Below are 22,582 nucleotides of genomic sequence, written 5' to 3'. Positions count from 1 at the left end.
AGCCCCTGAACGCCCTGAACGCCCTGAACGCCATGACCACTGCCGACACTGCCCTCCCCACCTCCAGCCAGGACGGCGCCCTGCCCGCGCCCGAGGCCGTGCGCATCGGCATCGTCTCGGTCAGCGACCGCGCCAGCAGCGGCGCCTACGAGGACAAGGGCCTGCCGGCGCTGCAGGACTGGCTGGCGCGCGCGCTGCACAACCCCATTCACTTCGAGGCGCGGCTGATCCCCGACGAGCCTGAGGCCATCGCCGCCGCGCTGATCGAGCTGGTTGACCGGCAGCACTGCAGCCTGGTGCTGACCACCGGCGGCACCGGCCCGGCACCGCGCGACGTCACGCCCGAAGCCACCCTGGCCGTGGCCGACCGCGAGATGCCCGGCTTTGGCGAGCAGATGCGCCAGATCAGCCTGCGCTTCGTGCCCACGGCCATCCTGTCGCGCCAGACGGCGGTCATCCGGGGCCAGGCGCTGATCCTCAACCTGCCCGGCCAGCCCAAGTCCATCGCCGAGACGCTGGAAGGCCTCAAGGACGCCGATGGCGCGCAGCTCGTGCCCGGCATCTTCGCCGCCGTGCCCTACTGCATCGACCTGATCGGCGGGCCGTACCTGGAGACGCGCGCCAGCGTCTGCGCGGCCTTTCGGCCCAAGGCGGCGCTGCGGCACGTGCGCCCGCAGGACTGATGGGGCAGCAACCTCGGGCTGGGCTCAGAGGGCGGGCAGTGCCATGCAGCAGTTTCCCCGCATCATCATCGATACCAACGTGCTGGTTGCAGCGCTGCGCTCGCGCCGTGGTTGGTCGTTCAAGTTGCTGTCTCAGGCAGGTCGAGGACACTTTGAGCATGTGCTGACCGTCCCCCTGCTCATGGAGTATGAAGACGTCCTGCTGCGCCCGGACATGGTGCCCATAACCGCTGCTGCAGTGCATGATGTATTGGACTATCTATGCGTCACGGCCCAGCTGCAGCCCGTGCATTTTCTGTGGCGCCCGCAATTGCCGGATGCCAAGGACGACATGGTTCTGGAAGCTGCGGTCAATGGCCGCTGCACCTGTATCGTGACGTGGAATGTGCGTGATTTCGTACCAGCACGCCGATTTGCCATCAAAGTGACGGATCCAGCCCGCTTCCTGCAACAGCTGCCAGAGGTTCAGCCATGAGCACACTCAGCATTCGCCTGCCGCACTCACTGCACAAGAACGCCCGTCTGTTCGCACAACAGGAGGGCATTTCGCTCGATCAACTCATCAGCACAGCCCTGGCAGAAAAGCTGGCATCCCTGGCAGCACTGGAATATCTGGAACAACGCGCTGCACGCGGCAGCCGCAGCAGTTTTGACGCTGCATTGGCGACGGTTCCGGATGTCGAAGCAGCCGGCCCTGATGGCCGCACGCCTGCCTGAGCAGCTGCACAGCATTGGCCATGGATTGCCAGCCATCACAGCCAGCCATCACTTGCCGATGATGTCGTTGAGTCGTCCGGCCTCGAACTGCTCGCGCGTGGCGGCGTCCTGGGGCACGCAGTCGCCGACCTGCTGGCCGGCGGAGAGTTTCTCGATGGCGCGCCACAGCAGGGCGATCTGGTGCTCCTGCGTGCTGGCCGAGTCGATCAGGCCGCGCATGGCCTGCATCAAGGGGTCTTCCTGCTGCGGCGCCACGCCGTAGGCGCTGAACTTGGCCGCCGCCGCCCCGCGCTCGCCGCTGTCCTGCGCGTCGGTCACGTCGGCGCTCTGGCCCTGCTTGCTGGGGATGATGCGTGCCGGAATGCCCACCGCCGTGGCCCCCGCCGGCACCGGCTTGATGACCACCGCGTTGCTGCCGATCTTGGCGCCGTCGCCCACCTCGAAGCCGCCCAGCACCTTGGCCCCCGCCGCCACCACCACGTCGCGCCCCAGCGTCGGATGGCGCTTGGCGCCCTTGTACAGCGAGGTGCCACCCAGCGTCACGCCGTGGTAGATGGTGCAGCCGTCGCCCACCACCGCCGTCTCGCCGATCACCACGCCCATGCCGTGGTCGATGAAGACCTGGCGGCCAATCTGCGCGCCGGGGTGGATTTCGATGCCCGTGAGCCAGCGCGAGACGTGCGAGATGAAGCGCCCGGCCCAGCGCAGGCCATGCGTCCAGCACCAGTGCGCGGGCTGGTGCAGCCAGATGGCGTGCAGGCCGGGGTAGCAGGTGACGACCTCCCAGCGGCTGCGCGCCGCCGGATCGCGGTCGAGGATGCACTGGATGTCGGAGCGCAGGCGAGAGAGCATGGGTGGGTGGGACGGATGCGGGCGCGGGGGCCAGGGGTCGGGCGGGTCAGTCTAGCGGCCTGGACGCCGACGCCTGCAGCATGGCCTTGGCAATGCCGCGCAGGATGTGGATTTCCTCCTGCGTGGGCTGGGCGCGGTTGAACAGTTGATTGAGGCGCGGCATGAGTTTCTTGGGCGCCGCCGGGTCGAGAAAGCCGATGGCGGTGAGCGCCTGCTGCCAGTGCGCCAGCATTCCGGCCAGTTGCGCCGCGTCGGCCGCCTGGCCCGGCGCGGCGCCGGCGGGCACGGCAAAGCCGCCCAGTGCCTGGCGCCACTCGTAGGCGATGAGCTGCACCGCCGCACCCAGGTTGAGCGAGCCGAACCGGGGATGGGTGGGAATGGACAACGCCACGTGGCAGCGATAGACATCCTCGTTGGCCATGCCGAAGCGCTCGCTGCCGAACAGGAAGGCGATGCCGCCCGCCATCTGCCGCCCTGGCCTGGCTGCAGCCCCAGTTTCAGGCATCAAATCAGGCTCAAACCCTTGACCAGCAAGCGCTGACAGCTCGCCTTTCAATAGCATCTCGAAATGCTGGCGCGGCGCCCGCGTGGGCGGGCCGAAGTCGCGCGGCGTCATGGCCGTGGCGCACAGGTGGGCCATGCCATCGAGCGCCTCGTCCAGCGTGGCGACGATGCGCGCCCTGGCCAGCACGTCCAGCGCTCCGCTGGCGCGCTGGATGGTTTCCTCGCGCCGCAGCACGTTGGCCCAGCGCGGGGCGACCAGCACCAGATCGTCGAAGCCCATGGTTTTCATGGCGCGGGCGGTGGCGCCCACGTTGCCGGCATGGCTGGTGTGGATCAGGACGAAGCGGGTATTCACGGTGTACGCAGCGGCACGCGCCGCAGGGAAAAGGGCTGGATTGTCGCGCACCTGCCCGGCGCAGCTCTGGCCGGCACCGCGCCCCGCCCTGTCCGACGCGGGCTGCGGCGCAGGCGGACAGCGGCGGTAAATCGGCCACCGCCTGCGCGTGGGCCTGGGCCTACCCCGGACAAGCCCGGGCGACGACATACCACCCATCGACGGCATCCCAGACTGAAAGCCAGTCCTCGCCAGCACCTCATCCCCCTGCCCTTCGCCGCATGAATCCTGACCGCTCCACCCACCCGCCCCACCCGTCTTCAAAGGCTGCCGCCGCAGCCCAGGCCCAGGTGCTGCAGCCGGGCCAGACGCAGGTCGTACCCATGCTGGAGGAGCAGCTCGACATCCGCACCGAGCGCCACGACACCGGCGCCGTGCGTGTGCGCAAGGAGCTGGACAGCCGCGTCGAGACGGTGCGGCTGCCCGGCTGGACGCAGCGCGCCCACATCGAGCGCATCGCCATCGACCAGCCTGCCGAGCGCGTGCAGCCCCCGCGCCTTGAGAGCGAGGGTGAGGGCGAAGTCTGGGTCGTGCCGATCTATGAAGAGCGCTGGGTCATGGTCAAGCAGCTGTACCTGCGCGAGGAGCTGCGCATCGCCGCCGTGCGCGAGTCGCACGAGCGCCAGGAGAGCGTGACGCTGCTGCGCGAGCGCGTGGTCATCGAGCGCCTCGATCCGGCCACCGGCCAATGGCAGCCCCAGCCTGCACAGGACGCGCCGCCAGACATCGCCCCAGGCCCGATCACGGGCGCCGCACCCCCGGTAGGCCAGGCCCCTTATTGGCCCGCCCCCCGGGTCGCCCATCCACCAACCCATCCATCCATTTCCCACCCCAGCAGAAGGAGCATTCCCATGGCACAGACCATCATTGGCATTTTCGACACCCTGCAGCAGGCCGAGCGCGCCCACGACGCGCTGCGCGCCGCCGGCTTTGCCGAGAGCAGCATCCGCGTGGACGCCCACTCCGGCGCCGGCACCTCCGAGCGCCTGCCCACGCGCCAGGCCGACAGCGGCTTCATGGCCGGCGTGAGCCAGTTCTTCCATGACCTGTTCGGCGCCGACGACGCCGGCAACTACGCCGAGGCCGTGCGCCGCGGCGCCACCGCCGTCTCCGTGACCGCCGAGGAGGGCCGCATCGACGCTGCGCGCCAGGCGCTGGCCGGCGCTGGCGCCATCGACATCAAGAGCCGCGCCGAGCAGTGGCGCCGCGAGGGCTACCAGGGCTACCAGCCCGCTGCCGCCGCCTACACCACCGACGAAGTCCAGCGCGAGCGCAAGCGCGTCATCCCGGTGGTGCAGGAGTCGCTGGCCGTGGGCAAGCGCGACGTCGATCTGGGCACTGTGCGCGTGGTCTCGCGCGTGGTGGAAAAGCCCGTGACCGAACAGGTCGAGCTGACCACGCAGCGCGCCACCGTCGAGCGCCGCCCGGTGAACCGCCCAGCCTCGGCTGCCGACCTGAACGCCATGCAAAAGGGCGCCTCGGTCGAAGTCCACGAAAGCACCGAGCAGGCCGTGGTGCAAAAGACCGCCCGCGTGGTCGAGGAGGTGGTGGTCGGCGCCGAGCAGACCGCCAAGACCGAGCAGATCAAGGACACCGTGCGCTCCAACGTGGTCGAGGTGGACAAGCAGGGCGGCACGCGCCAGGTCGATCCGGTGGTTTCGGCCAAGTGGCGCAGCCACTACGACCAGCACCTGGTGCAGCAGGGCCGCTACGAGGACTTCGAGCCGGCCTACCAGTACGGCTCCAGCATCCGGCGCGACCCGGCCTACGCCCAGCGCGACTGGACTGCCGCCCAGGCCGACCTGCAGCGCGACTATGTCAAGCGCTACCCGCAGGGCAACTGGAGCCGCGCCGAACCTGCCGTGCGCTACGGCTGGGATCAGGTCGGCCTGTGACGCGGGTGACTGGGGGTCGAGCCACGCTTGACCCCGCCCCCGGCCCCGAAGGCGGGCAGGCCCTAGAATCCGCACCTTTCGCGCCCGCATCGCCGGGCGCGCCGTCGTTGCCGCTCCTTGTCCCTGCCAGCCCATGTCGTCCAACCTGCACCCCATGCTCAACGTGGCCATCAAGGCCGCCCGCGCCGCCGGCGCCATCATCAACCGCGCCGCGCTCGATGTCGAAGCCGTGCGCATCTCGCAAAAGCAGATCAACGACTTCGTGACCGAAGTCGATCAGGCCAGCGAGCAAGTCATCATCGAGACGCTGCTCACCGCCTACCGGGGCCACGGCATCCTGGCCGAAGAATCGGGGCGACAGCATGGCAACCAGAACTCGGACTTCATCTGGATCATCGATCCGCTGGACGGCACGACCAACTTCATCCACGGCTTTCCGGTGTATTGCGTGAGCATCGCCCTGGCCGTCAAGGGCCGCATCGAGCACGCCGTGGTCTATGACCCGACGCGCAACGACCTGTTCACCGCCACGCGCGGGCGCGGCGCCTACATGAACGACCGGCGCCTGCGCGTGTCCAAGCGCATCCGGCTGGCCGACTGCCTGCTGGCCACGGGCTTTCCGTTCCGTCCGGGCGACAACTTCCAGGCCTACCAACTCATGATGGCCGAGGTCATGCCGCGCACCGCCGGCGTGCGCCGCCCGGGTGCGGCGGCGCTCGATCTGGCCTATGTGGCAGCGGGCTTCACCGATGGCTTCTTCGAGTCCGGCCTGTCCATCTGGGACGTGGCCGCCGGCAGCCTGCTGGTGACCGAAGCTGGCGGCCTGGTCGGCAACTTCACGGGCGAGGCGGATTTCCTGGAGCAGGCCGAGTGCCTGGCCGCCAGCCCGCGCATCTATGGCCAACTGGTGCAACTGCTGGGCAAGTACAGCAAGTTTGCCGGCGCCGGCGACAAGGCGGCCATCCGCCAGGCCATAGGCGACACCGCCCCGGCCAGCGAGAAAGACGAGAAAGCCGGGGAAACCGAGGGGGCCGGGGAAGTCAGCGAAGGGCCAGCTGCAGACCCAACCGCCGAGGACAGCGGCGACGCGCCCACCCCAGCAGCCGAGCAGCCGGCAGCCGGCAAGCCCGGCGCGGACAGCGCCCCCTTCTGAAGCCCCGGGCTGGACGGCGGGATGCCCCAGAAAATATCAGTCAAAAACGGCTCCAGCCCTTGATGGGCAAGCGCTGACAGCTATATTTTAAGTAGCACATCCTTCGCCCCATGCCTGACACCACCGCCCCCATGCCCCCAACCGAGCGCATCCCGTTCGAGCAGCTGCGCGCCACGCTGGCGCGCATCTTCGAGCGCCACGGCACCAGCGCCGAGGTCGCCGCCGTGCTGGCCGACAACTGCGCGGCAGCCGAGCGCGATGGCGCGCACAGCCACGGGGTGTTCCGCATCCCCGGCTACCTGAGCACGCTGGCCAGCGGCTGGGTCGATGGCCGGGCCGTGCCGCAGGTGCAGGATCTGGCGCCGGGCGCCATTGCCGTCGATGCGCGCAATGGCTTTGCCCAGCCGGCCTATGCCGCCGCGCGCGAGCTGCTGATCGCCAAGGCCCGCGCCAACGGCATCGCCCTGCTGGCGATTCGCGACTCGCACCACTTTGCCGCGCTATGGCCGGATGTCGAGCCGCTGGCCGAGCAAGGCCTGGTGGCGCTGGCCCTGGTCAACAGCATGGCCTGCGTGGTGCCGCACGGCGGGCAGCAGGCGCTGTTTGGCACCAACCCCATCGCCTTTGCTGCGCCGTGTGCCGATGGCCCGCCGCTGGTGTTCGATCTGGCCACCAGCAGCATGGCGCACGGCGACGTGCAGCTCGCCGCCCGCGCGGGCCGGTTGCTGCCCGAGCATTGCGGCGTCGATGCCGGGGGCCAGCCCACGCGCGATGCGCGCGCCGTGCTGGACGGCGGCGCGCTGCTGCCCTTTGGCGGCGCGGCGGGCGGGCACAAGGGCTCGGCCCTGTCGATGATGGTCGAGCTGCTGGCGGCGGCGCTCACCGGCGGCAACTTCTCCTTCGGCTTCGACTGGAGCGGCCATCCCGGCGCGCAGACGCCGCGCACCGGGGAGCTGATCATCGCCATCGACCCGGGCAAGACCTCGGGCCAGGCCTTTGCCCAGCGCTGCAGCGCTCTGGTGCAGGCCATGGCCGACGCCGGCCAGACGCGCCGCCCAGGCCAGCAGCGCCAGCACCAACGGGCCGATTCGCTGGCACATGGCGTGCCGCTGGCGCGCGATGCGTGGCGGGAGCTGCAGCGCCTGGCAGGCCATGCGGACAACTAGAAAAATCAAGCAAAATCTGCCTGAAACCCTTATCCATCAAGCGTTGACAGCTATTTAAACAATAGCAACAGCAACCAGCCACTCATTCAGCCATTTCAGCCATCGATGGCAGACGCCGAGCCCGCCTGGCGGCGCAGCTCGAACTTCTGGATCTTGCCGGTGCTGGTCTTGGGCAGTTCGCCAAAGACGATGGCGCGCGGCACCTTGAAACCGGCCAGGTGCTGCTTGCAGTGCGCCACGATGTCCTCGGCGCTCACTTCGGCGCCGGCTTTCAGCTCGACGAAGGCGCAGGGCGTCTCGCCCCATTTCGGGTCGGGGCGCGCCACCACGGCGGCGGCCAGCACGGCCGGGTGGCGGTACAGCACGTCCTCGACCTCGATGGAGGAAATGTTCTCGCCGCCGGAGATGATGATGTCCTTGCTGCGATCGCGGATTCGGATGTAGCCGTCCGGGTACTGCACCGCCAGATCGCCCGAGTGGAACCAGCCGCCGGCAAAGGCTTCTGCAGTGGCCTTGGGGTTCTTCAGGTAGCCCTTCATGGCGATGTTGCCGCGAAACATGATCTCGCCCATGGTCTCGCCGTCGTGCGGCACGGGCTGCATGGTCTCGGGATCGAGCACCGCCGCGCTGCGCTGCAGGTGGTAGCGCACGCCCTGGCGGGCGTTGAGCCGGGCGCGCTCGCCGATGTCGAGCCGCTCCCAGCTGTCGTGTTTGGCACAGACCGTGGCCGGGCCATAGACCTCGGTCAGCCCATAGACATGCGTCAGGTCGATGCCCAGCTGCTCCATGCCCTCGATCATGGCCGCCGGTGGCGCGGCGCCGGCGACCATGGCCTTGACGCCGGCGGGCAGGCCTTCCTTCATCGCCGCCGGCGCATTGACCAGCAGGCTGTGGACGATGGGCGCGCCGCAATAGTGCGTCACGCCATGCTCCTTGATGGCCCCGATGATGGCCTGGGCCTCGACGCGGCGCAGGCAGACGTTGACACCGGCGCGCGCTGCCACCGTCCACGGAAAGCACCAGCCGTTGCAGTGGAACATGGGCAGCGTCCACAGATAGACGGCGTGCTTGGGCATGTCCCACTCCAGCACGTTGCTCACGGCGTTGATGTGCGCGCCCCGGTGGTGATAGACCACGCCCTTGGGGTTGCCGGTGGTGCCGCTGGTGTAGTTCAGCGCGATGGCGTCCCATTCATCGCCGGGCAGCTCCCAGGCGAAGTGCGGATCGCCTGCAGCGATGAAATCCTCGTAGCGCGTGCCACCCAGGCTTTGCGCGGCGGGGCCGTACAGCGCATCCTCGACCTCAATGACCAGCAGCGGCGTCGCGCTCTTCCTCAGCGCCAGGGCGCGCGCCATGACCGGGGTGAATTCCGGATCGACGATGACGGCGCGGGCCTCGCCGTGATCCAGCATGAAGGCCACGGTCTCCGGGTCGAGCCGGGTGTTGAGCGTGTTGAGCACGGCGCCAGCCATGGGCACGCCAAAGTGCGCCTCGACCATGGGCGGGGTGTTGGGCAACATCACCGCCACGGTGTCGTTCTTGCCGATGCCAGCAGCGCGCAGGCTGCTGGCCAGGCGGCGGCAGCGGGCGTAGGTCTGGCCCCAGTTCTGGCGCAGCTGGCCATGCACGATGGCCAGGCGCTCGGGATAGACCTCGGCGGTGCGTTCAATGAAGGACAGCGGCGTGAGCGGGGCGAAGTTGGCTTCGGTACGCGGCAGATGTTGGTCGAAGATGCTGGTCATGGGCATGAATGAGAGAGTTGGCAAACAGGTGAACTGGCGTTTGTCGCGCCTGACGCCTGATTACAGCAGACCGTGCTGACGCAGGACTGAGTGCCGCACACGCCTGCGCGAAAATGCCGCCCGTGTCCATACCCCAGTCTTTCATCCAGGAGCTGCTCGCCCGCGTGGACGTGGTCGAGGTCGTCGCCCGCCATGTGCAGCTCAAGAAAAGCGGCGCCAACTACATGGGGCTATGTCCGTTTCATGGGGAAAAATCACCCTCGTTCTCGGTCAGCCCGTCCAAGCAGTTCTTCCACTGCTTCGGCTGCGGCAAGAGCGGCAATGCCATCGGCTTTCTAATGGAGCACGCCGGCATGGGCTTCGTCGAGGCGGTGCAGGATCTGGCGCAGGGCTGCGGCCTGGCGGTGCCTGACGAGCGCGCCTCGCCCGCCGAGCGCGCCCAGGCCGCTGCCCAGCGGCGCCAGCAGGCCACGCTCACCGACGTGCTGGAGCAGGCCGCGCGCGCCTGGCAGCAGCGCCTACGCGAGTCGCCGCGCGCCATCGAATACTTCAAGGGCCGGGATGTGTCCGGGCAGATCGCCCTGCGCTTCGGCCTGGGCTACGCCCCCGAGGGCTGGCACGGCCTGGCCAGCGTGTTTGCCGAGTACGACAGTCCGCTGCTGGAGCAGGCCGGCCTGGTCATCGTGGGCGAGGAGGACGGCAGGCGCTACGACCGCTTCCGCGACCGCATCATGTTCCCGATACGCAATGTGCGCGGCGAGTGCATCGCCTTCGGCGGGCGTGTGCTGGGCGACGACAGGCCCAAATACCTGAATTCGCCCGAGACGCCGATTTTTCACAAGGGCCAGGAGCTGTACGGCCTGCATGAGGCGCGCACCGACATCCGCGCGCTGGGCTACGCGCTGGTGACCGAGGGCTACATGGACGTGGTGGCGCTGGCGCAGCGCGGCTTTGCCAACGCCGTGGCCACCCTGGGCACGGCCTGCACGGCAGAGCACGTCCACAAGCTGTTTCGCTTCACCGATGCGGTGGTCTTCAGCTTCGACGGCGACGCTGCCGGGCGACGCGCGGCACGCAAGGCGCTGGCCGCTGCCCTGCCCCACGCCGGCGACACGCGCAGTGTCCGGTTCCTGTTCCTGCCGCCCGAGCACGACCCCGACAGCTTCATCCGCGAGCATGGCCAGGAAGCCTTTGCACAGGCCGTGCAGGAGGCCATGCCGCTGTCACGCTTTCTGGTCGAGGCGGCCAGCGAGGATTGCGACCTGGCCACGCCCGAGGGCCGGGCGCACATGCTGAGCAACGCCCGCGAGCTGTGGGACGCCTTGCCCCAGGGCGCACTGCGCCGCCAGATGCTGGGCGAACTGGCCACGCTGGGCCATCTACCAGTGGCGGAGCTGGCCGCCCTGTGGGCGCAGCAGCTGCCGGCCAGCAGCGCCGGCCACCCCGGCCCGGGCGCTGGCAGGCCGGAAGGGCCAGGGCGCCGCGCCTGGCAGCGCCGAGGCGCAGCCCCCCCACCCCAGCCCCCGCTGGCGCCGCAGTCGGCACGGCGCATTGACCATGCCGCACGCCTGCTGCTGTCGCACATGCAGTTCCTGGAGGATTTGACGCATGAGGAGCTGGCGCTGCTGCGCGAGCAGCCGGCACCGCATGGTGCGCTCATCGTCTGGCTGGAGTCGCGCCTGCACGAGCACGGCCCCCAGCCCTGGGCAGTGCTGCGCGAGGCCCTGGCCGGCCACGACTGCCAGCGCCTGGCCGAGCACCTGATGACCGGCTCGCACGCGCAGACCGAGGGCGACGAGGCCGAATTGCGCTGGGAGCTGCGCGACCTGCTGGGCCGGATGCTGGCCGAGGCCATCCAGCATGAACAAAACGCCCTTATCGCCCGCGCCGCGCATGACCCCGAGGCACTGGAGCGCTACCGCCAGCTGCAGGAGCGCCGCCTGGCCTTGCAAAGGACGCAGCGCCCGGCGGCTTGACTTTTTCATGTTTTGGACTCTTGATTTCGTGCCCATCGGTATAATTTAGGGTTTGTCGGCAAGAGCGACAGCAGCACCTCCGGGCCAGGCAACCGTGACACCAGCAGCGCAGCAGCGCCCACGACCGCCCTATTTACCGCAAGGACTGCACCCCAAATGTTCGCCCGGACATCTTGCCTCTGAGGGCTTTGCCCCTCACCTCACCACCCCAGGCCCTTCCTTGTCGCGCCCCAGGCGCATGTCGCTGTCCTGCCAGCGGGCAGCGCCGCGCTGCGCTGCGGGCCACATTCAATGTCGAGATTGCCGTGTCCACCACTCCAAGAACTGCCGCCGAACTGAAGAAAGCCGCTGACGAGCTGCTCAAGCAAAAGCCCGCCCGCGCTGCCAAGACCACTGCCAAGACCGCCACCGCCAAGGCAGCGGCCAAGACCGCTCCTGCCACCCCCGCCGCCAGCGCCGAGGGCGACGCTGCCGAGCCGGCCAAGAAGAAGGCCACCCGCGCCAAGGCTGCTGCCAAGGCGCCAGCCAAGACCGCCGCTGCCAAGGCTCCTGCCGCCAAGCGCGGGCGCAAGGCCGGCAAGGCCAAGGACGAGCTCGACGACGACGCCGACCTGTCCGACATCGAAGCCGACCTGGAGGGCGAGCCCGAGGCCGAGCCCGAGGCGGCCGCCACCGACAGTCCGGTCGAGAAGGTCAAGCCGCTGCGCATGAAGATCAGCAAGGCCAAGGAGCGCGCCTTGATGAAGGAATTCGGCCTGGACGAGACCGTCCTGTCCGAGGAAGACATGGCCAAGCGCCGGGCGCAGCTGAAAAAGCTCATCACCCTGGGCAAGACGCGCGGCTACCTGACGCAGGGCGAGATCTCCGACCACCTGCCCGACAAGCTGGTGGACGCCGAGACCATGGAAGTCGTGGTCGCCATGCTCAGCGACATGGGCATTGCCGTCTATGAGCAGACGCCGGACGCCGAGACGCTGTTCCAGAACAACGTCACGCCCACCGCCACCACCGTCGAGGAAGCCGAGGAGGAAGCCGAAGCCGCGCTGTCCACCGTGGACAGCGAGTTCGGCCGCACCACCGACCCGGTGCGCATGTACATGCGCGAGATGGGCACGGTGGAGCTGCTCACGCGCGAGGGCGAGATCGAGATCGCCAAGCGCATCGAGGGCGGCCTGCAGGACATGATGGAGGCCATCAGCGCCTCGCCGGCGACGATTGCCGAGATCCTCAACATGGCCGAGGAAATCCGCGAGGGCAAGGTCGTCATCAACACCGTGGTCGACGGCTTCGCCGACCCCGACGAGGCCGATGACTACGTGGCCGAGGAGGACTTCGACGAGTACGACGACGAGGACGACGACGACGGCAAGGGCGGCTCCAAAGCCATGACGCGCCTGCTGGAGAAGCTCAAGAACGATGCGCTGGCACGCTTCGACGAGCTGCGCGCCCTCTTCGAGAAGATGCACAAGATCTACGACAAGGAGGGCTACGGCAGCCCGGCGTACATGAAGGTGCAGCGCGAGATCTCGGCCAAGCTGATGACGATTCGCTTCACCGCCAAGACCATCGAGAAGCTCTCGGACATGGTGCGCGCGCAGGTGGACGACGTGCGCAAGAAGGAGCGCGAGCTGCGCCGCATCATCGTGGACAAGTGCGGTATGCCGCAGGAGACCTTCATCAAGGAGTTCCCGCCCAATTTGCTGAACCTTGCGTGGGTCGAGCAGCAGGCAGGCGCCGGCAAGCCCTGGAGCGCCGTGCTGGAGCGCAACATCCCGCCGGTGCAGGAGCTGCAGCAGCACCTGCTGGACTTGCAGACGCGCGTGGTCGTGCCGCTGGCCGAGCTCAAGGCCATCAACAAGCGCATGAACGCGGGCGAGGCCAACTCGCGCCACGCCAAGAAGGAGATGATCGAGGCCAACCTGCGCCTGGTCATCTCGATCGCCAAGAAGTACACCAACCGCGGCCTGCAGTTCCTGGACTTGATCCAGGAGGGCAACATCGGCCTGATGAAGGCGGTGGACAAGTTCGAATACCGCCGGGGCTACAAGTTCTCGACCTATGCCACGTGGTGGATCCGCCAGGCCATCACGCGCTCGATCGCCGACCAGGCGCGCACCATCCGCATCCCGGTTCACATGATCGAGACCATCAACAAGATGAACCGCATCTCGCGCCAGCACCTGCAGGAGTTCGGCTTCGAGCCCGACGCCTCCATCCTGGCCGAGAAGATGGAAATCCCCGAGGACAAGATCAGAAAGATCATGAAGATCGCCAAGGAGCCGATCTCCATGGAAACGCCCATCGGCGACGACGACGACAGCCACCTGGGCGACTTCATCGAGGATCAGAACAACACCGCGCCGGTGGACGCCGCCATGCAGGCCGGCCTGCGCGATGTGGTCAAGGACATCCTCGATGGCCTGACCCCGCGCGAGGCCAAGGTGCTGCGGATGCGCTTTGGCATCGAAATGAGCACCGACCACACACTCGAAGAAGTCGGCAAACAGTTCGACGTGACGCGCGAGCGCATCCGCCAGATCGAGGCCAAGGCGCTGAGGAAGTTGAAGCACCCCAGCCGCTCGGACAAGCTGCGCAGCTTCATCGATTCACTGTAAGCGCGCTCGCCCGGCGCCCTGCGCGCCGGGCCGCTGCAAGCCTGCGACACCCCGGCCCCGTCCGGGTTTTTTTGCGTCTGGACAGGGCATAAAAGCAACCATGCTTTTCGGGTGAACGGCAACTGTGGCGCCGGCTTGAAGCTACTAAACTTGTAGCGCCTGGCTTTCCGCGTTATATTGCTATCGTTTTTTTCATGGCGACGCCCCCGACTGCTTTGGCCGGGCTGCCGCCTCCAGTCATCCAACCCTGCGCAAGGAGAAGCATTTATGAGCTCCAAGGAAAACGCCGCCGTCAACCAGCTCTTCGAGCGGCTGGAGTGCCGCTACGCACTGCGTGTGCTGTGGGCGCTGCGCGACGGCCATCCGCAGACCTTCCGGCTGCTGCAGGACAGCGTCGGCGGCATCACGCCGAACACGCTCAACACCCGCATCAAGGAACTGCGCGAAGTCGGCCTGCTCGACCACGGCAGCGACGGCTATATCGTCACCCCCAGCGGCCAGGACTTGCTCAAGCGCCTGTCGGACGTGCAGGCCTTCGCCACCCGCTGGTCGGCTGCCCGCGCCAAGAAGTGACATCAGGCAAAAATACAGTGTTTTTCGGCGCAAACCCAATGCAGGCAAGCGCTGGCAGCTATCAATACAGTAGTCAAACCCCACAGTAAAAGGAATCCACATGGCTTTCACCACCACGGCCTCCGGCCTGCAATACGAAGACGGCAAGATCGGCGAGGGTGCCGAGGCGCGCGCCGGGCAGTCGGTGCGCGTGCACTACACCGGCTGGCTCTGGCAGGACGGGCAGCAGGGCGCCAAGTTCGACTCCAGCCGCGACCGGGGCCAGCCGTTCGAGTTCGCACTGGGCGCCGGCATGGTCATCCAGGGCTGGGACGAGGGCGTGCAGGGCATGAAGGTGGGCGGCCAGCGCACCCTGATCATCCCGGCTGCGCTGGGCTACGGCGCGCGCGGCGCCGGCGGCGTCATCCCGCCCAATGCCACGCTGAAATTCGACGTGGAACTGCTGGACGCAGGCCGCTGAGGCAGCCTCTTTCGGCTCAATCGAACAGCGCGCTGGCCAGGCGCGTATAGCGGGCATCGCCCACGGCCTCCTGGATGCGCGGCGCCAGCTGCGCCAGCTGCTCGTAGCTGGTGGTGCCCTCCACCGCCAGGTTCAGCCGAAAGCCGCGCAGGCCCAGCGCTGCCGTCAGCTCGATGGCCACCGGGTAGGCGCTTTGGTAGCGCTGCATCGGCGAACGCACGCTGGCCGGCTCGGGCGCCGGGGGCGCCGGCTTCACGTCCGGGCCGGGCGCCAGGCCTTCGGCGACGGCCAGCAGACCCTGGTCGAGCATGGCCTGCACGTCGGCCATGGTGATGCCCATGCTGGCCGTGGCGGCCAGGACTTCATCGACGCTGCGCCGCCCGTCGAACAAAATGAAGGCCGGGCGCTGGCGCGGCGCCAGGGCGGCAGCGTGCCGCTCCTTGAGCGCCTGCTGGCCGGCTGGCGTCTTGGTCAGGATCATCATGGCAAAACTCCAAAAATTCCGTCTGCACCAGCAGGCAGCGAGGCCCGGGACGGGACAAAACTGGCACCGAACCCAGGCGCTGTGAATGGGGCCGAACCCGCAAGAGCCGCGCAAGAGCCGCAACGCCCAAGAGGCGCAACACATGACCACTCGAAGGGGCACGAAAGGCTGCTGCCCCACAGCACCCACGAAGATATGTGGCGCTCACAGCCCATCGGGCACCACGCGCTGCAGCCGGCCCGGGCGCGTCCACAGGCTGACCAGCCAGGTAGTCAGCAAGCCCGCAGGCACGCCAAAGACGCCGGCTGAAATCGGCTGTATGCCCAGCCACAGGCCATCGACCAGCAGCGCGTGCGGCACGGCCTCGCGCACCGCATCCACCTGCGACAGCAGGTAGTACAGCGTGACCACCAGGCCGGCCAGCATCCCCCAGACGGCCCCGGCGCGCGTCGTGCCGCGCCAGAAGATGCCCAGCACCATGGCCGGCACGAAGGCCGAGGCGGCGATCGAGAACGACGCCGACACCATGGGCAATATCTCCGAGGGCTTGAGCGCGGCCACGAAGGCTGCCGACAGCGCCACCGTCAACAGGGTGAACTTGGTCATGATGACGCGCTGCTCGGGCGAGGCGCGCTTGCGCGTTTCCTGGAAATACAGGTCGCGCACCAGGGCGTTGCTGATGGTCAGCAGCAGGCCATCAGCGGTGGACAGGGCTGCCGCCAGCCCGCCGGCGGCCACCAGGCCGGCAATCACATAGGGCAGGCCGCCGATCTCCGGCGTGGCCAGCACGATCAGATCGGCCCCCAGGCGGATCTCGCCGAACTGCACGATGCTGTCGCCGTTCACGTCCTCGACCGACAGCAGCGCCGCATCGACGCGCGACCACTGCGCCAGCCAGGTCGGCAGCTCGTCGAAGCGGCTGCCCACCAAGTTGTTCATGACCTCGAACTTGACCAGCGTCGCCAGCGCCGGCGCGCTCAGGTACAGCAGCGCAATGAACACCAGCGACCAGGCCACCGAAGTGCGTGCGGCGGCCACCGAAGGCGCCGTGTAGTAGCGCGTGAGCAGGTGCGGCAGGCCGGCAGTGCCAACCATCAGGCAAAACATCAGCGCCAGGAAGTTGCGCCGCGCCAGATCGAACGCCTGTTGCTGCTCGGCCGTGCCGCGCGGGTCGCCGACGAAGGCCTGGCTGTGGCGCGGCAGGCCGCCCAGCAGCTGCGCGCGCTCGCTGTTGGCCTGCATCTCGCGCGTCCAGCGCTCGCGCGCGGCGGCCTCGTCGCGCGGCATGTTGGCCAGCTCGCGGCTGGCAGCGACGATCAGGCCGACATCGGCGTTCTGCGCGCGCAGGCGCTGGATGCGCTCGGCAGCGGTCTGCCGCTCGCGCGCCAGCGCCGCCGGCACGTCGGCCAGGCGCCGCTCGAACTCGCGCGCGCGCTGCATATAGGCGGCCACCACCTCGTGCTCGGCCGGCTCGTGCAGCAGCGCGGCTTCCAGCTCGGCGATCTTGCCGATCTGCTGCTTGGCCACCAGCGGTGCCGCCGGGTTGCCCAGCTGCTTGTAGGCCAGCCAGGACACCGGGATCAGAAAGGCCAGCAAGATGACCACGTACTGCGCCACCTGCGTCCAGGTAATGGCGCGCATCCCGCCCAGGAAGGAGCACAGCAGCACCCCACCCAGGCCCAGCATGATGCCGATCTCGAACTGCACGCCAGTCAGGCGCGAGGCGATCAGGCCCACGGCGTAGATCTGCGCCACCACATAGGTGAACGAGCACAGCACGGCAGACAGGGCGGCGATGATGCGCGGCCAGCGCCCGCCAAAGCGCACCTGGAAGAAGTCCGGCACGGTGTACAGGTTCATCGCCCGCAGGTGCGGCGCAATCAGCATGGCCACCAGCACGAAGCCGCCCGTCCAGCCCAGCAGGTAGGCCAGGCCGCCGGGCTGCCCGGGCGTGCCGGCGAAACCCTGCAGGTACAGCGCGCCGGACAGGCTGATGAAGGAGGCCGCGCTCATCCAGTCGGCAGCGGCGGCCATGCCGTTGTAGATGGGCGGGATGCGCCGCCCGGCGACGTAGTACTCGTCGGGGTCGCTGGTGCGGCCATAGACGCCGATCACGGCATAGGCCATCACTGTCAGGAACAGGAAGATCGGCCCGATCCACTGGCGCGACAGGCCGTTTTGCTCGGCCCAGGCCATGGCGCCGATGAAGCCCAGCAGACCCAGCACGTACAGCAGCAACGCCCGGTTCAGGCGCCGGACGTAGGCCTGCTGCGCGCGCTGCTCAGGCATCTGGCCGCGCTGCGCCCTGACCTGCTGCGCTGTCCTGGCGCTCGAAGCGGTTCATGGCCAGGCAATAGACCCAGACGATGGCGATGAAGATCAGCACCGCTCCCTGCGAGGCCAGCCAGTAGCTGAACGACCAGCCGGCCACGCCGAACTGCAGCTCGCGGGCGAAATAGCTGCCCACGAAGGACACCAGCACCCACAGCGCCAGCAGCACGGCCTTGAGCCATAGGTGGCGCACATCGTGCAGGTCGGGCGCGAACAGCGCCTCGCCATGCTCGGGCTCCATGTCCAGGCGGCTGTGGTAGGCCATGCGCTGCGTCCGGCGCCGGCGTCAGCCGGCCAGTTGCTGCCAGGTGGCGATCACGCTGTCGGGGTTGAGCGAGATCGAGGAGATGCCCTCGCCCGCCAGCCACTGGGCAAAGTCCGGGTGGTCGCTGGGGCCCTGGCCGCAGATGCCGACGTATTTGCCTTGGGCGCGGCAGGTGGCGATGACGCCCTTGAGCAGCTTTTGCACCGCCGGGTCGCGCTCGTCGAAGTCTGCGGCAAGCAGCTCCAGGCCCGAGTCCCGATCCAGGCCCAGGGTCAGCTGCGTCAGGTCGTTGGAGCCGACCGAGAAGCCGTCGAAGTACTCCAGGAACTCCTCGGCCAGCACGGCGTTGCTGGGCACTTCGCACATCATGATCAGCTTGAGGCCGTCCTCGCCGCGCTGGAGGCCATGCTCGGCCAGCAGCTGCGTGACGCGCTCGGCCTGCTTCAAGGTGCGCACGAAGGGCACCATGATCTGCACGTTGACAAGGCCCATCTCGCCGCGCACGCGCTTGAGCGCCTCGCACTCCATGGCAAAGGCCTGGCCGAAATCCTGGCTGATGTAGCGCGCCGCGCCCCGAAAGCCCAGCATGGGGTTTTCTTCCTCGGGCTCGTAGCGGCTGCCGCCGATCAGCTTGCGGTACTCGTTGCTCTTGAAGTCGGACAGGCGCACGATCACGGGCTTGGGCCAGAAGGCTGCAGCGATGGTCGCCACGCCCTCGGTCACTTTGTCCACATAGAAGGCGCGCGGGCTGGCGTGGCCACGCGCCACGCTCTCCACCGCTTTCTTCAGGTCGGCATCGACATTGGGATAGTCCAGGATGGCCTTGGGGTGGACGCCGATGTTGTTGTTGATGATGAACTCCAGGCGCGCCAGGCCCACGCCCTCGTTGGGCAGCTGGGCAAAGTCGAAGGCCAGTTGCGGATTGCCGACGTTCATCATGATCTTGGTGGCGATGTGCGGCATCTCGCCGCGCTGCACCTCGGTCACCTCGGTCTCCAGCAGGCCGTCGTAGATGCGCCCTGTATCGCCCTCAGCGCAGCTCACCGTGACCAGCGTGCCGTCCTTCAGGCTGCTGGTCGCGTGGCCGCAGCCGACCACCGCCGGGATGCCCAGCTCGCGCGCGATGATGGCCGCGTGGCAGGTGCGCCCGCCTCGGTTGGTGACGATGGCCGAGGCGCGCTTCATGACCGGCTCCCAGTTGGGGTCGGTCATGTCGGTCACCAGCACGTCGCCGGGCTGCACCTTGTCCATCTCGGCGATGTCCGAGACCAGCCGCACCGGGCCGGTGCCGATCTTCTGGCCGATGGCGCGGCCCTCGGCCAGCACCGTGCCCGTCCCTTTCAGCTTGAAGCGCTGCTCGGCCTGGCCCTTGGCCTGGCTCTTCACCGTCTCGGGGCGCGCCTGCAGGATGTACAGCTGGCCATCCTGGCCGTCCTTGCCCCACTCGATGTCCATGGGCCGGCCATAGTGCTGCTCGATGATGAGGGCGTAGTGCGCCAGCTGCTGCACGTCCGCGTCGCTCAGGCTGTAGCGGTTGCGCTGCTCGGTAGGCACGTCCAGCGTCGTGACCAGCTTGCCCGATGCGGCCTTTTCCTCGGCCGAAGCAAAGACCATCTGCACCAGCTTGCTGCCCAGGTTGCGGCGGATTACGGCCTGCTTGCCGGCGCGCAGCATGGGCTTGTGGACGTAGAACTCGTCGGGGTTCACGGCCCCCTGCACCACCGTCTCGCCCAGGCCGTAGCTGGCGGTGATGAACACCACCTCCTCGAAGCCGCTTTCCGTGTCGATGGTGAACATGACGCCGGCCGCGCCCAGGTCGGAGCGCACCATGCGCTGCACGCCCGCCGACAGCGCCACCACGTCATGCGCGAAGCCCTTGTGGACGCGGTAGCTAATCGCCCGGTCGTTGTAGAGGCTGGCAAAGACCTCCTTCATCTTGTGCAGCACGTCGTCGATGCCGACCACGTTCAGGAACGTCTCCTGCTGGCCGGCAAACGAGGCGTCGGGCAAGTCTTCGGCGGTGGCCGACGAGCGCACGGCAAAGCTGGCCTGCTCGTTGCCGGCGCACAGGGTCTTGAAGGCGCCGCGCACGGCGGCTTCGAGCTCTGCCGGGAAGGGCTGGGCCTCGACCCAGCCCCGGATCTCGGCGCCGGCAGCGGCCAGGGCGCGCACATCGTCGGTATCCAGCGTGGCCAGGCGGGCGCTGATGCGCTCGGCCAGGCCCTCGTGGGCCAGGAACTGGCGGAAGGCGTGCGCCGTGGTGGCAAAGCCGGTGGGCACGCGCACGCCGCCGGGCAGCTGCGAAATCATCTCGCCGAGGCTGGCGTTCTTGCCGCCGACAGCCTCGACGTCCTCCATCCTCAGGTTTTCAAACGGTACGACCAGGGCGGTCGCCTCAAAGCGTGCAGACATGGGAATGCTCCAGAAGTTGAAACCGGTGGTGGCACTGCCAGCGCGGCAGCGCCGCCCCCATGCAGCGGCTGCGGCTTTCTTGTAATGCTTGTGGGCCTGCGCGGTGCATGAGGGAAGTTGTGCGGAAAAGCCAGGCGGGGTTGGAATAATGCGCGCCATTGTAGTAGTCGGCCCTGCAGGCCCTGAGTGGGCGAGCCGGCCCGCTGCCCCACCCGCGCCAACCGCTTTTTTGCAACGCCCGCCCGCCTTTTGCTCACCATGCTGCCTCCGCACACACGCACCGCGTTCTACATCTCCGACGGCACCGGCATCACCGCCGAGACCTTCGGCAACGCCATCCTGGCGCAGTTCGACGTGCGCCCGCGCCACGTGCGCCTGCCCTTCATCGACACCGAGGACAAGGCGCATCAGGTGGTGCGCCAGGTCAACCACACAGCCGAGCTGGAGGGCAGCAAGCCCATCGTCTTCACCACGCTGGTCAACCCCAGCGTGCTGGCCATCATCGAACAGGGCTGCAAGGGCATGTTGCTGGACATGTTCGGCACCTTCATCCGCCCGCTGGAGGCCGAGCTGGGCGTGACCTCGCACCACCGCGTCGGGCGGTTTTCCGACATCAGCATGTCCAAGGAGTACAGCGACCGCATCGAGGCCATCAACTTCAGCCTGGATCACGACGACGGCCAGAGCCACCGCGACCTGGAGGGCGCCGATGTCATCCTGGTGGGCGTCTCGCGCAGCGGCAAGACGCCCACCAGCCTGTACCTGGCCATGCAGCACGGCCTGAAGGTGGCCAACTACCCGCTGATCCCGGAAGACTTCGAGCGCCGCCAGCTGCCGCCCGCGCTGGCGGCGCATCGCAAGAAGATCTTCGGCCTGACCATCGATCCGCAGCGCCTGGCCGAGATCCGCAACGAGCGCCGCCCCGGCTCGAAATACGCCGACCTGGCCAACTGCCGCTACGAGATCAGCGAGGCCGAGGCCATGATGCGCCGCTCAGGCATTCGCTGGCTGTCGTCCACCACCAAGAGCATCGAGGAAATCGCCACCACCATCTTGCAGGAGGTGCGACCCGAGCGGCTGGCGTATTAAGGGGGTGCCAAGAGCACATCAACCGCATCTCATAAAACTCAAAATTGATAGCTGTCTGCGCTTGTCAGACAAGGCTTTGCGGCTGATTTGATCCATATTCTGCGCTGCGCGTGCGGCCCAGCCAGAGCACGGCCAGCCAGCTGGCCACGGCCAGGGCGGCCAGCCACAGCAGATGCGGCAGCACGGCGTGCAGCGGCGCGCCGGCCTGGTTCAGCCGCAGCGAGGCGGCAATGCCCGCCGTGCTGGGCGAGAGCCAGCGCAGCCACTGCAGCAGGTCGGGCAGCGCCTGCTCCGGCCAGGTGAAGCCGCCCAGGAAGGCCAGCGGGATGGAGGTGAACAGCAGCACCTGCGGCGCGCCCTCGCGGTCGGCCAGCCACCAGCCGACCAGGCAACCCAGGCCGGCCACCGCCGGCGTGAAGACGGCCAGCAGCGCCAGCGCCCCCAGCGGATTGCCGCCGCGCGGATAGTCCTGCAGCACGAAGACCCAGCCAAAGTAGAACAGCCCGGCCAGCCAGCCCGGCGTACACAGCGCCAGCAGGCGTGCCAGCCATTGGCGCGTGCCGGCGTGCTCCTGCCCCAGCTCGCGCCAAGTGCCCACCAGCATGGCGCTGCCCATGAGCAGCGTCTGCTGCAGGATCAGGATGGCCACGGCGGCGACGACGAAGCTGCCATAGCCCTCCGTCGGGTTGAACAGCGCCACGGCCTGCAGCTGGACTGGCGCGCGGCTGGCCGCCGCCTGCCCGGCACTTTGCCCGCCGGCCTGCAGGCGCCGGATCTGCACACCCGCCGACACAGTGCCGAAGACCTCGGCAAAGCCGTACTGCACCTGCTTGGCAGCCAGCGGGTAGGCGCCGTTGGCATAGACCGGCACCACCACCTCGGCGGCGCGCAGCACATCGCGCTTGAAGTGCGGCGGCACCAGGGCATAGCCCTGCACCTGGCCGCGCGCCAAGGCCGCGCGCGCCCGGCCCTCGTCGGCGGTGACCAGCACCGGGTCGATGCGCGGGCTGGCCTGGGCAAAGCGCTGCACCTGGCGCGACAGGCCGGAGGCGTCCTGCAGCACCAGCGCCACCGGCACGCGCTGCACCACCTCGGGCGCATAGAACCAGGGGTAGAAAAAGCCGTAGAGCAGCGGCGCGCCCAGCAGCAGCAGGGCCACGCCCTTGTCGTGCAGGATGCTGCCCAGGTGCGCCAGCCACAGTGCCAGCAGGCCCGGGCGGCGCGCCTCCTGCAGCGGCGGCTGCGGCAATGGTTGGTGCTGCACGGCCATG

The 22,582-nt window shown here is 68.2% G+C and carries 19 protein-coding genes; 11 read left to right on the top strand and 8 right to left on the bottom strand.

Features of this window, described 5'->3' with window-relative positions; all coding sequences use genetic code 11:
- Window positions 1–32: 32 nt before the first annotated feature.
- Genes mog through IDM45_RS01540 form a run of 3 tightly spaced genes read left to right on the top strand, consistent with a single transcriptional unit; the run spans window position 33 to window position 1,400 of the window.
- Window positions 33–683, top strand: coding sequence for a molybdopterin adenylyltransferase (mog, locus tag IDM45_RS01550; RefSeq protein WP_209421342.1), 651 nt, complete (start codon window positions 33–35; stop codon window positions 681–683).
- A gap of 43 nt (window positions 684–726) precedes the next feature.
- The gene (locus IDM45_RS01545; protein WP_209421341.1) at window positions 727–1,158 is read left to right on the top strand and encodes a putative toxin-antitoxin system toxin component, PIN family; all 432 of its coding nucleotides are present in this window, start codon (window positions 727–729) and stop codon (window positions 1,156–1,158) included.
- The gene (locus IDM45_RS01540; RefSeq protein ID WP_209421340.1) at window positions 1,155–1,400 is read left to right on the top strand and encodes a toxin-antitoxin system HicB family antitoxin; all 246 of its coding nucleotides are present in this window, start codon (window positions 1,155–1,157) and stop codon (window positions 1,398–1,400) included. Before IDM45_RS01545 ends, IDM45_RS01540 begins: the two co-directional genes overlap by 4 nt.
- A gap of 48 nt (window positions 1,401–1,448) precedes the next feature.
- Here IDM45_RS01540 and cysE read toward each other — a convergent pair whose 3' ends face one another.
- Window positions 1,449–2,252 (bottom strand): serine O-acetyltransferase, encoded by an 804-nt coding sequence (gene cysE / locus IDM45_RS01535; RefSeq protein WP_209421339.1) that lies wholly within the window; start codon window positions 2,250–2,252, stop codon window positions 1,449–1,451.
- A 46-nt stretch (window positions 2,253–2,298) separates the two neighbouring features.
- Complete coding sequence (locus IDM45_RS01530) at window positions 2,299–3,111, bottom strand: RNA methyltransferase (RefSeq protein WP_209421338.1); 813 nt, start codon at window positions 3,109–3,111, stop codon at window positions 2,299–2,301.
- Window positions 3,112–3,371: 260 nt separating this feature from the next.
- Between IDM45_RS01530 and IDM45_RS01525 the strand changes: the two genes are divergently transcribed.
- The 3 genes from IDM45_RS01525 to IDM45_RS01515 all read left to right on the top strand — a co-directional run bounded on the left by IDM45_RS01525 (window position 3,372) and on the right by IDM45_RS01515 (window position 7,364).
- Window positions 3,372–5,045: a YsnF/AvaK domain-containing protein gene (locus tag IDM45_RS01525; RefSeq protein WP_209421337.1), complete on the top strand. Its 1,674-nt coding sequence runs from the start codon at window positions 3,372–3,374 to the stop codon at window positions 5,043–5,045.
- A 133-nt stretch (window positions 5,046–5,178) separates the two neighbouring features.
- A complete protein-coding gene (locus IDM45_RS01520; protein WP_209421336.1) occupies window positions 5,179–6,198 on the top strand; it encodes an inositol monophosphatase family protein in 1,020 nt (339 codons plus the stop codon).
- A 110-nt stretch (window positions 6,199–6,308) separates the two neighbouring features.
- Window positions 6,309–7,364 (top strand): Ldh family oxidoreductase, encoded by a 1,056-nt coding sequence (locus tag IDM45_RS01515; protein WP_209421335.1) that lies wholly within the window; start codon window positions 6,309–6,311, stop codon window positions 7,362–7,364.
- A 95-nt stretch (window positions 7,365–7,459) separates the two neighbouring features.
- On the opposite strand, the gene IDM45_RS01510 is transcribed toward IDM45_RS01515, so the two are convergent.
- Window positions 7,460–9,106, bottom strand: a complete 1,647-nt coding sequence (locus tag IDM45_RS01510) for an acyl-CoA synthetase (protein ID WP_209423953.1) — start codon at window positions 9,104–9,106, stop codon at window positions 7,460–7,462.
- Window positions 9,107–9,228: 122 nt separating this feature from the next.
- Between IDM45_RS01510 and dnaG the strand changes: the two genes are divergently transcribed.
- From dnaG to IDM45_RS01490, 4 genes are all read left to right on the top strand, one after another.
- Entirely contained in the window at window positions 9,229–11,082 is a 1,854-nt protein-coding gene (gene dnaG, locus IDM45_RS01505; protein ID WP_209421334.1) for a DNA primase, read from the top strand.
- 305 nt (window positions 11,083–11,387) lie between these two features.
- Window positions 11,388–13,697: an RNA polymerase sigma factor RpoD gene (gene rpoD / locus IDM45_RS01500; RefSeq protein ID WP_408631651.1), complete on the top strand. Its 2,310-nt coding sequence runs from the start codon at window positions 11,388–11,390 to the stop codon at window positions 13,695–13,697.
- Window positions 13,698–13,964: 267 nt separating this feature from the next.
- Window positions 13,965–14,270 carry a winged helix-turn-helix transcriptional regulator gene (locus IDM45_RS01495; RefSeq protein WP_209421333.1) on the top strand — a complete coding sequence of 102 codons (306 nt, stop codon included), beginning with the start codon at window positions 13,965–13,967 and terminating at the stop codon, window positions 14,268–14,270.
- A gap of 100 nt (window positions 14,271–14,370) precedes the next feature.
- Window positions 14,371–14,730 carry an FKBP-type peptidyl-prolyl cis-trans isomerase gene (locus IDM45_RS01490; RefSeq protein ID WP_209421332.1) on the top strand — a complete coding sequence of 120 codons (360 nt, stop codon included), beginning with the start codon at window positions 14,371–14,373 and terminating at the stop codon, window positions 14,728–14,730.
- Window positions 14,731–14,746: 16 nt separating this feature from the next.
- On the opposite strand, the gene IDM45_RS01485 is transcribed toward IDM45_RS01490, so the two are convergent.
- The 4 genes from IDM45_RS01485 to ppsA all read right to left on the bottom strand — a co-directional run bounded on the left by IDM45_RS01485 (window position 14,747) and on the right by ppsA (window position 20,222).
- Window positions 14,747–15,211 (bottom strand): hypothetical protein, encoded by a 465-nt coding sequence (locus IDM45_RS01485; protein WP_209423951.1) that lies wholly within the window; start codon window positions 15,209–15,211, stop codon window positions 14,747–14,749.
- Between the two features lie 207 nt (window positions 15,212–15,418).
- Complete coding sequence (locus IDM45_RS01480) at window positions 15,419–17,503, bottom strand: VC_2705 family sodium/solute symporter (protein ID WP_209421331.1); 2,085 nt, start codon at window positions 17,501–17,503, stop codon at window positions 15,419–15,421.
- Window positions 17,496–17,810, bottom strand: coding sequence for a DUF4212 domain-containing protein (locus IDM45_RS01475; protein WP_209421330.1), 315 nt, complete (start codon window positions 17,808–17,810; stop codon window positions 17,496–17,498). Before IDM45_RS01475 ends, IDM45_RS01480 begins: the two co-directional genes overlap by 8 nt.
- Window positions 17,811–17,831: 21 nt before the next feature.
- The gene (ppsA, locus tag IDM45_RS01470; protein WP_209421329.1) at window positions 17,832–20,222 is read right to left on the bottom strand and encodes a phosphoenolpyruvate synthase; all 2,391 of its coding nucleotides are present in this window, start codon (window positions 20,220–20,222) and stop codon (window positions 17,832–17,834) included.
- Between the two features lie 258 nt (window positions 20,223–20,480).
- On the opposite strand from ppsA, the gene ppsR reads away from it, so the two are divergent.
- Window positions 20,481–21,311: a posphoenolpyruvate synthetase regulatory kinase/phosphorylase PpsR gene (gene ppsR / locus IDM45_RS01465; RefSeq protein WP_209421328.1), complete on the top strand. Its 831-nt coding sequence runs from the start codon at window positions 20,481–20,483 to the stop codon at window positions 21,309–21,311.
- Window positions 21,312–21,375: 64 nt separating this feature from the next.
- Here the strand turns inward: ppsR and IDM45_RS01460 are convergent, their stop codons facing one another.
- Entirely contained in the window at window positions 21,376–22,581 is a 1,206-nt protein-coding gene (locus IDM45_RS01460) for an ABC transporter permease (RefSeq protein WP_209421327.1), read from the bottom strand.
- Between the last annotated feature and the right edge of the window lies 1 nt (window position 22,582).

It is taken from the genome of Melaminivora jejuensis (assembly GCF_017811175.1).
Classification (GTDB): domain Bacteria; phylum Pseudomonadota; class Gammaproteobacteria; order Burkholderiales; family Burkholderiaceae_C; genus Melaminivora; species Melaminivora jejuensis.
Note: the sequence above shows the minus strand (reverse complement) of the source record. Positions and strands in the feature narration are given on the sequence as shown.

Coding starts and splice junctions, on each gene's coding strand:
- mog (WP_209421342.1), top strand. CDS start 33: ATGACCACTGCCGACACTGCCCTCCCCACCTCCAGCCAGGACGGCGCC.
- ppsA (WP_209421329.1), bottom strand. CDS start 20,222: ATGTCTGCACGCTTTGAGGCGACCGCCCTGGTCGTACCGTTTGAAAAC.
- IDM45_RS01545 (WP_209421341.1), top strand. CDS start 727: ATGCAGCAGTTTCCCCGCATCATCATCGATACCAACGTGCTGGTTGCA.
- IDM45_RS01525 (WP_209421337.1), top strand. CDS start 3,372: ATGAATCCTGACCGCTCCACCCACCCGCCCCACCCGTCTTCAAAGGCT.
- IDM45_RS01515 (WP_209421335.1), top strand. CDS start 6,309: ATGCCTGACACCACCGCCCCCATGCCCCCAACCGAGCGCATCCCGTTC.
- cysE (WP_209421339.1), bottom strand. CDS start 2,252: ATGCTCTCTCGCCTGCGCTCCGACATCCAGTGCATCCTCGACCGCGAT.
- ppsR (WP_209421328.1), top strand. CDS start 20,481: ATGCTGCCTCCGCACACACGCACCGCGTTCTACATCTCCGACGGCACC.
- IDM45_RS01520 (WP_209421336.1), top strand. CDS start 5,179: ATGTCGTCCAACCTGCACCCCATGCTCAACGTGGCCATCAAGGCCGCC.
- IDM45_RS01485 (WP_209423951.1), bottom strand. CDS start 15,211: ATGATCCTGACCAAGACGCCAGCCGGCCAGCAGGCGCTCAAGGAGCGG.
- IDM45_RS01475 (WP_209421330.1), bottom strand. CDS start 17,810: ATGGCCTACCACAGCCGCCTGGACATGGAGCCCGAGCATGGCGAGGCG.
- IDM45_RS01540 (WP_209421340.1), top strand. CDS start 1,155: ATGAGCACACTCAGCATTCGCCTGCCGCACTCACTGCACAAGAACGCC.
- IDM45_RS01490 (WP_209421332.1), top strand. CDS start 14,371: ATGGCTTTCACCACCACGGCCTCCGGCCTGCAATACGAAGACGGCAAG.
- IDM45_RS01460 (WP_209421327.1), bottom strand. CDS start 22,581: ATGGCCGTGCAGCACCAACCATTGCCGCAGCCGCCGCTGCAGGAGGCG.
- IDM45_RS01510 (WP_209423953.1), bottom strand. CDS start 9,106: ATGACCAGCATCTTCGACCAACATCTGCCGCGTACCGAAGCCAACTTC.
- IDM45_RS01495 (WP_209421333.1), top strand. CDS start 13,965: ATGAGCTCCAAGGAAAACGCCGCCGTCAACCAGCTCTTCGAGCGGCTG.
- IDM45_RS01480 (WP_209421331.1), bottom strand. CDS start 17,503: ATGCCTGAGCAGCGCGCGCAGCAGGCCTACGTCCGGCGCCTGAACCGG.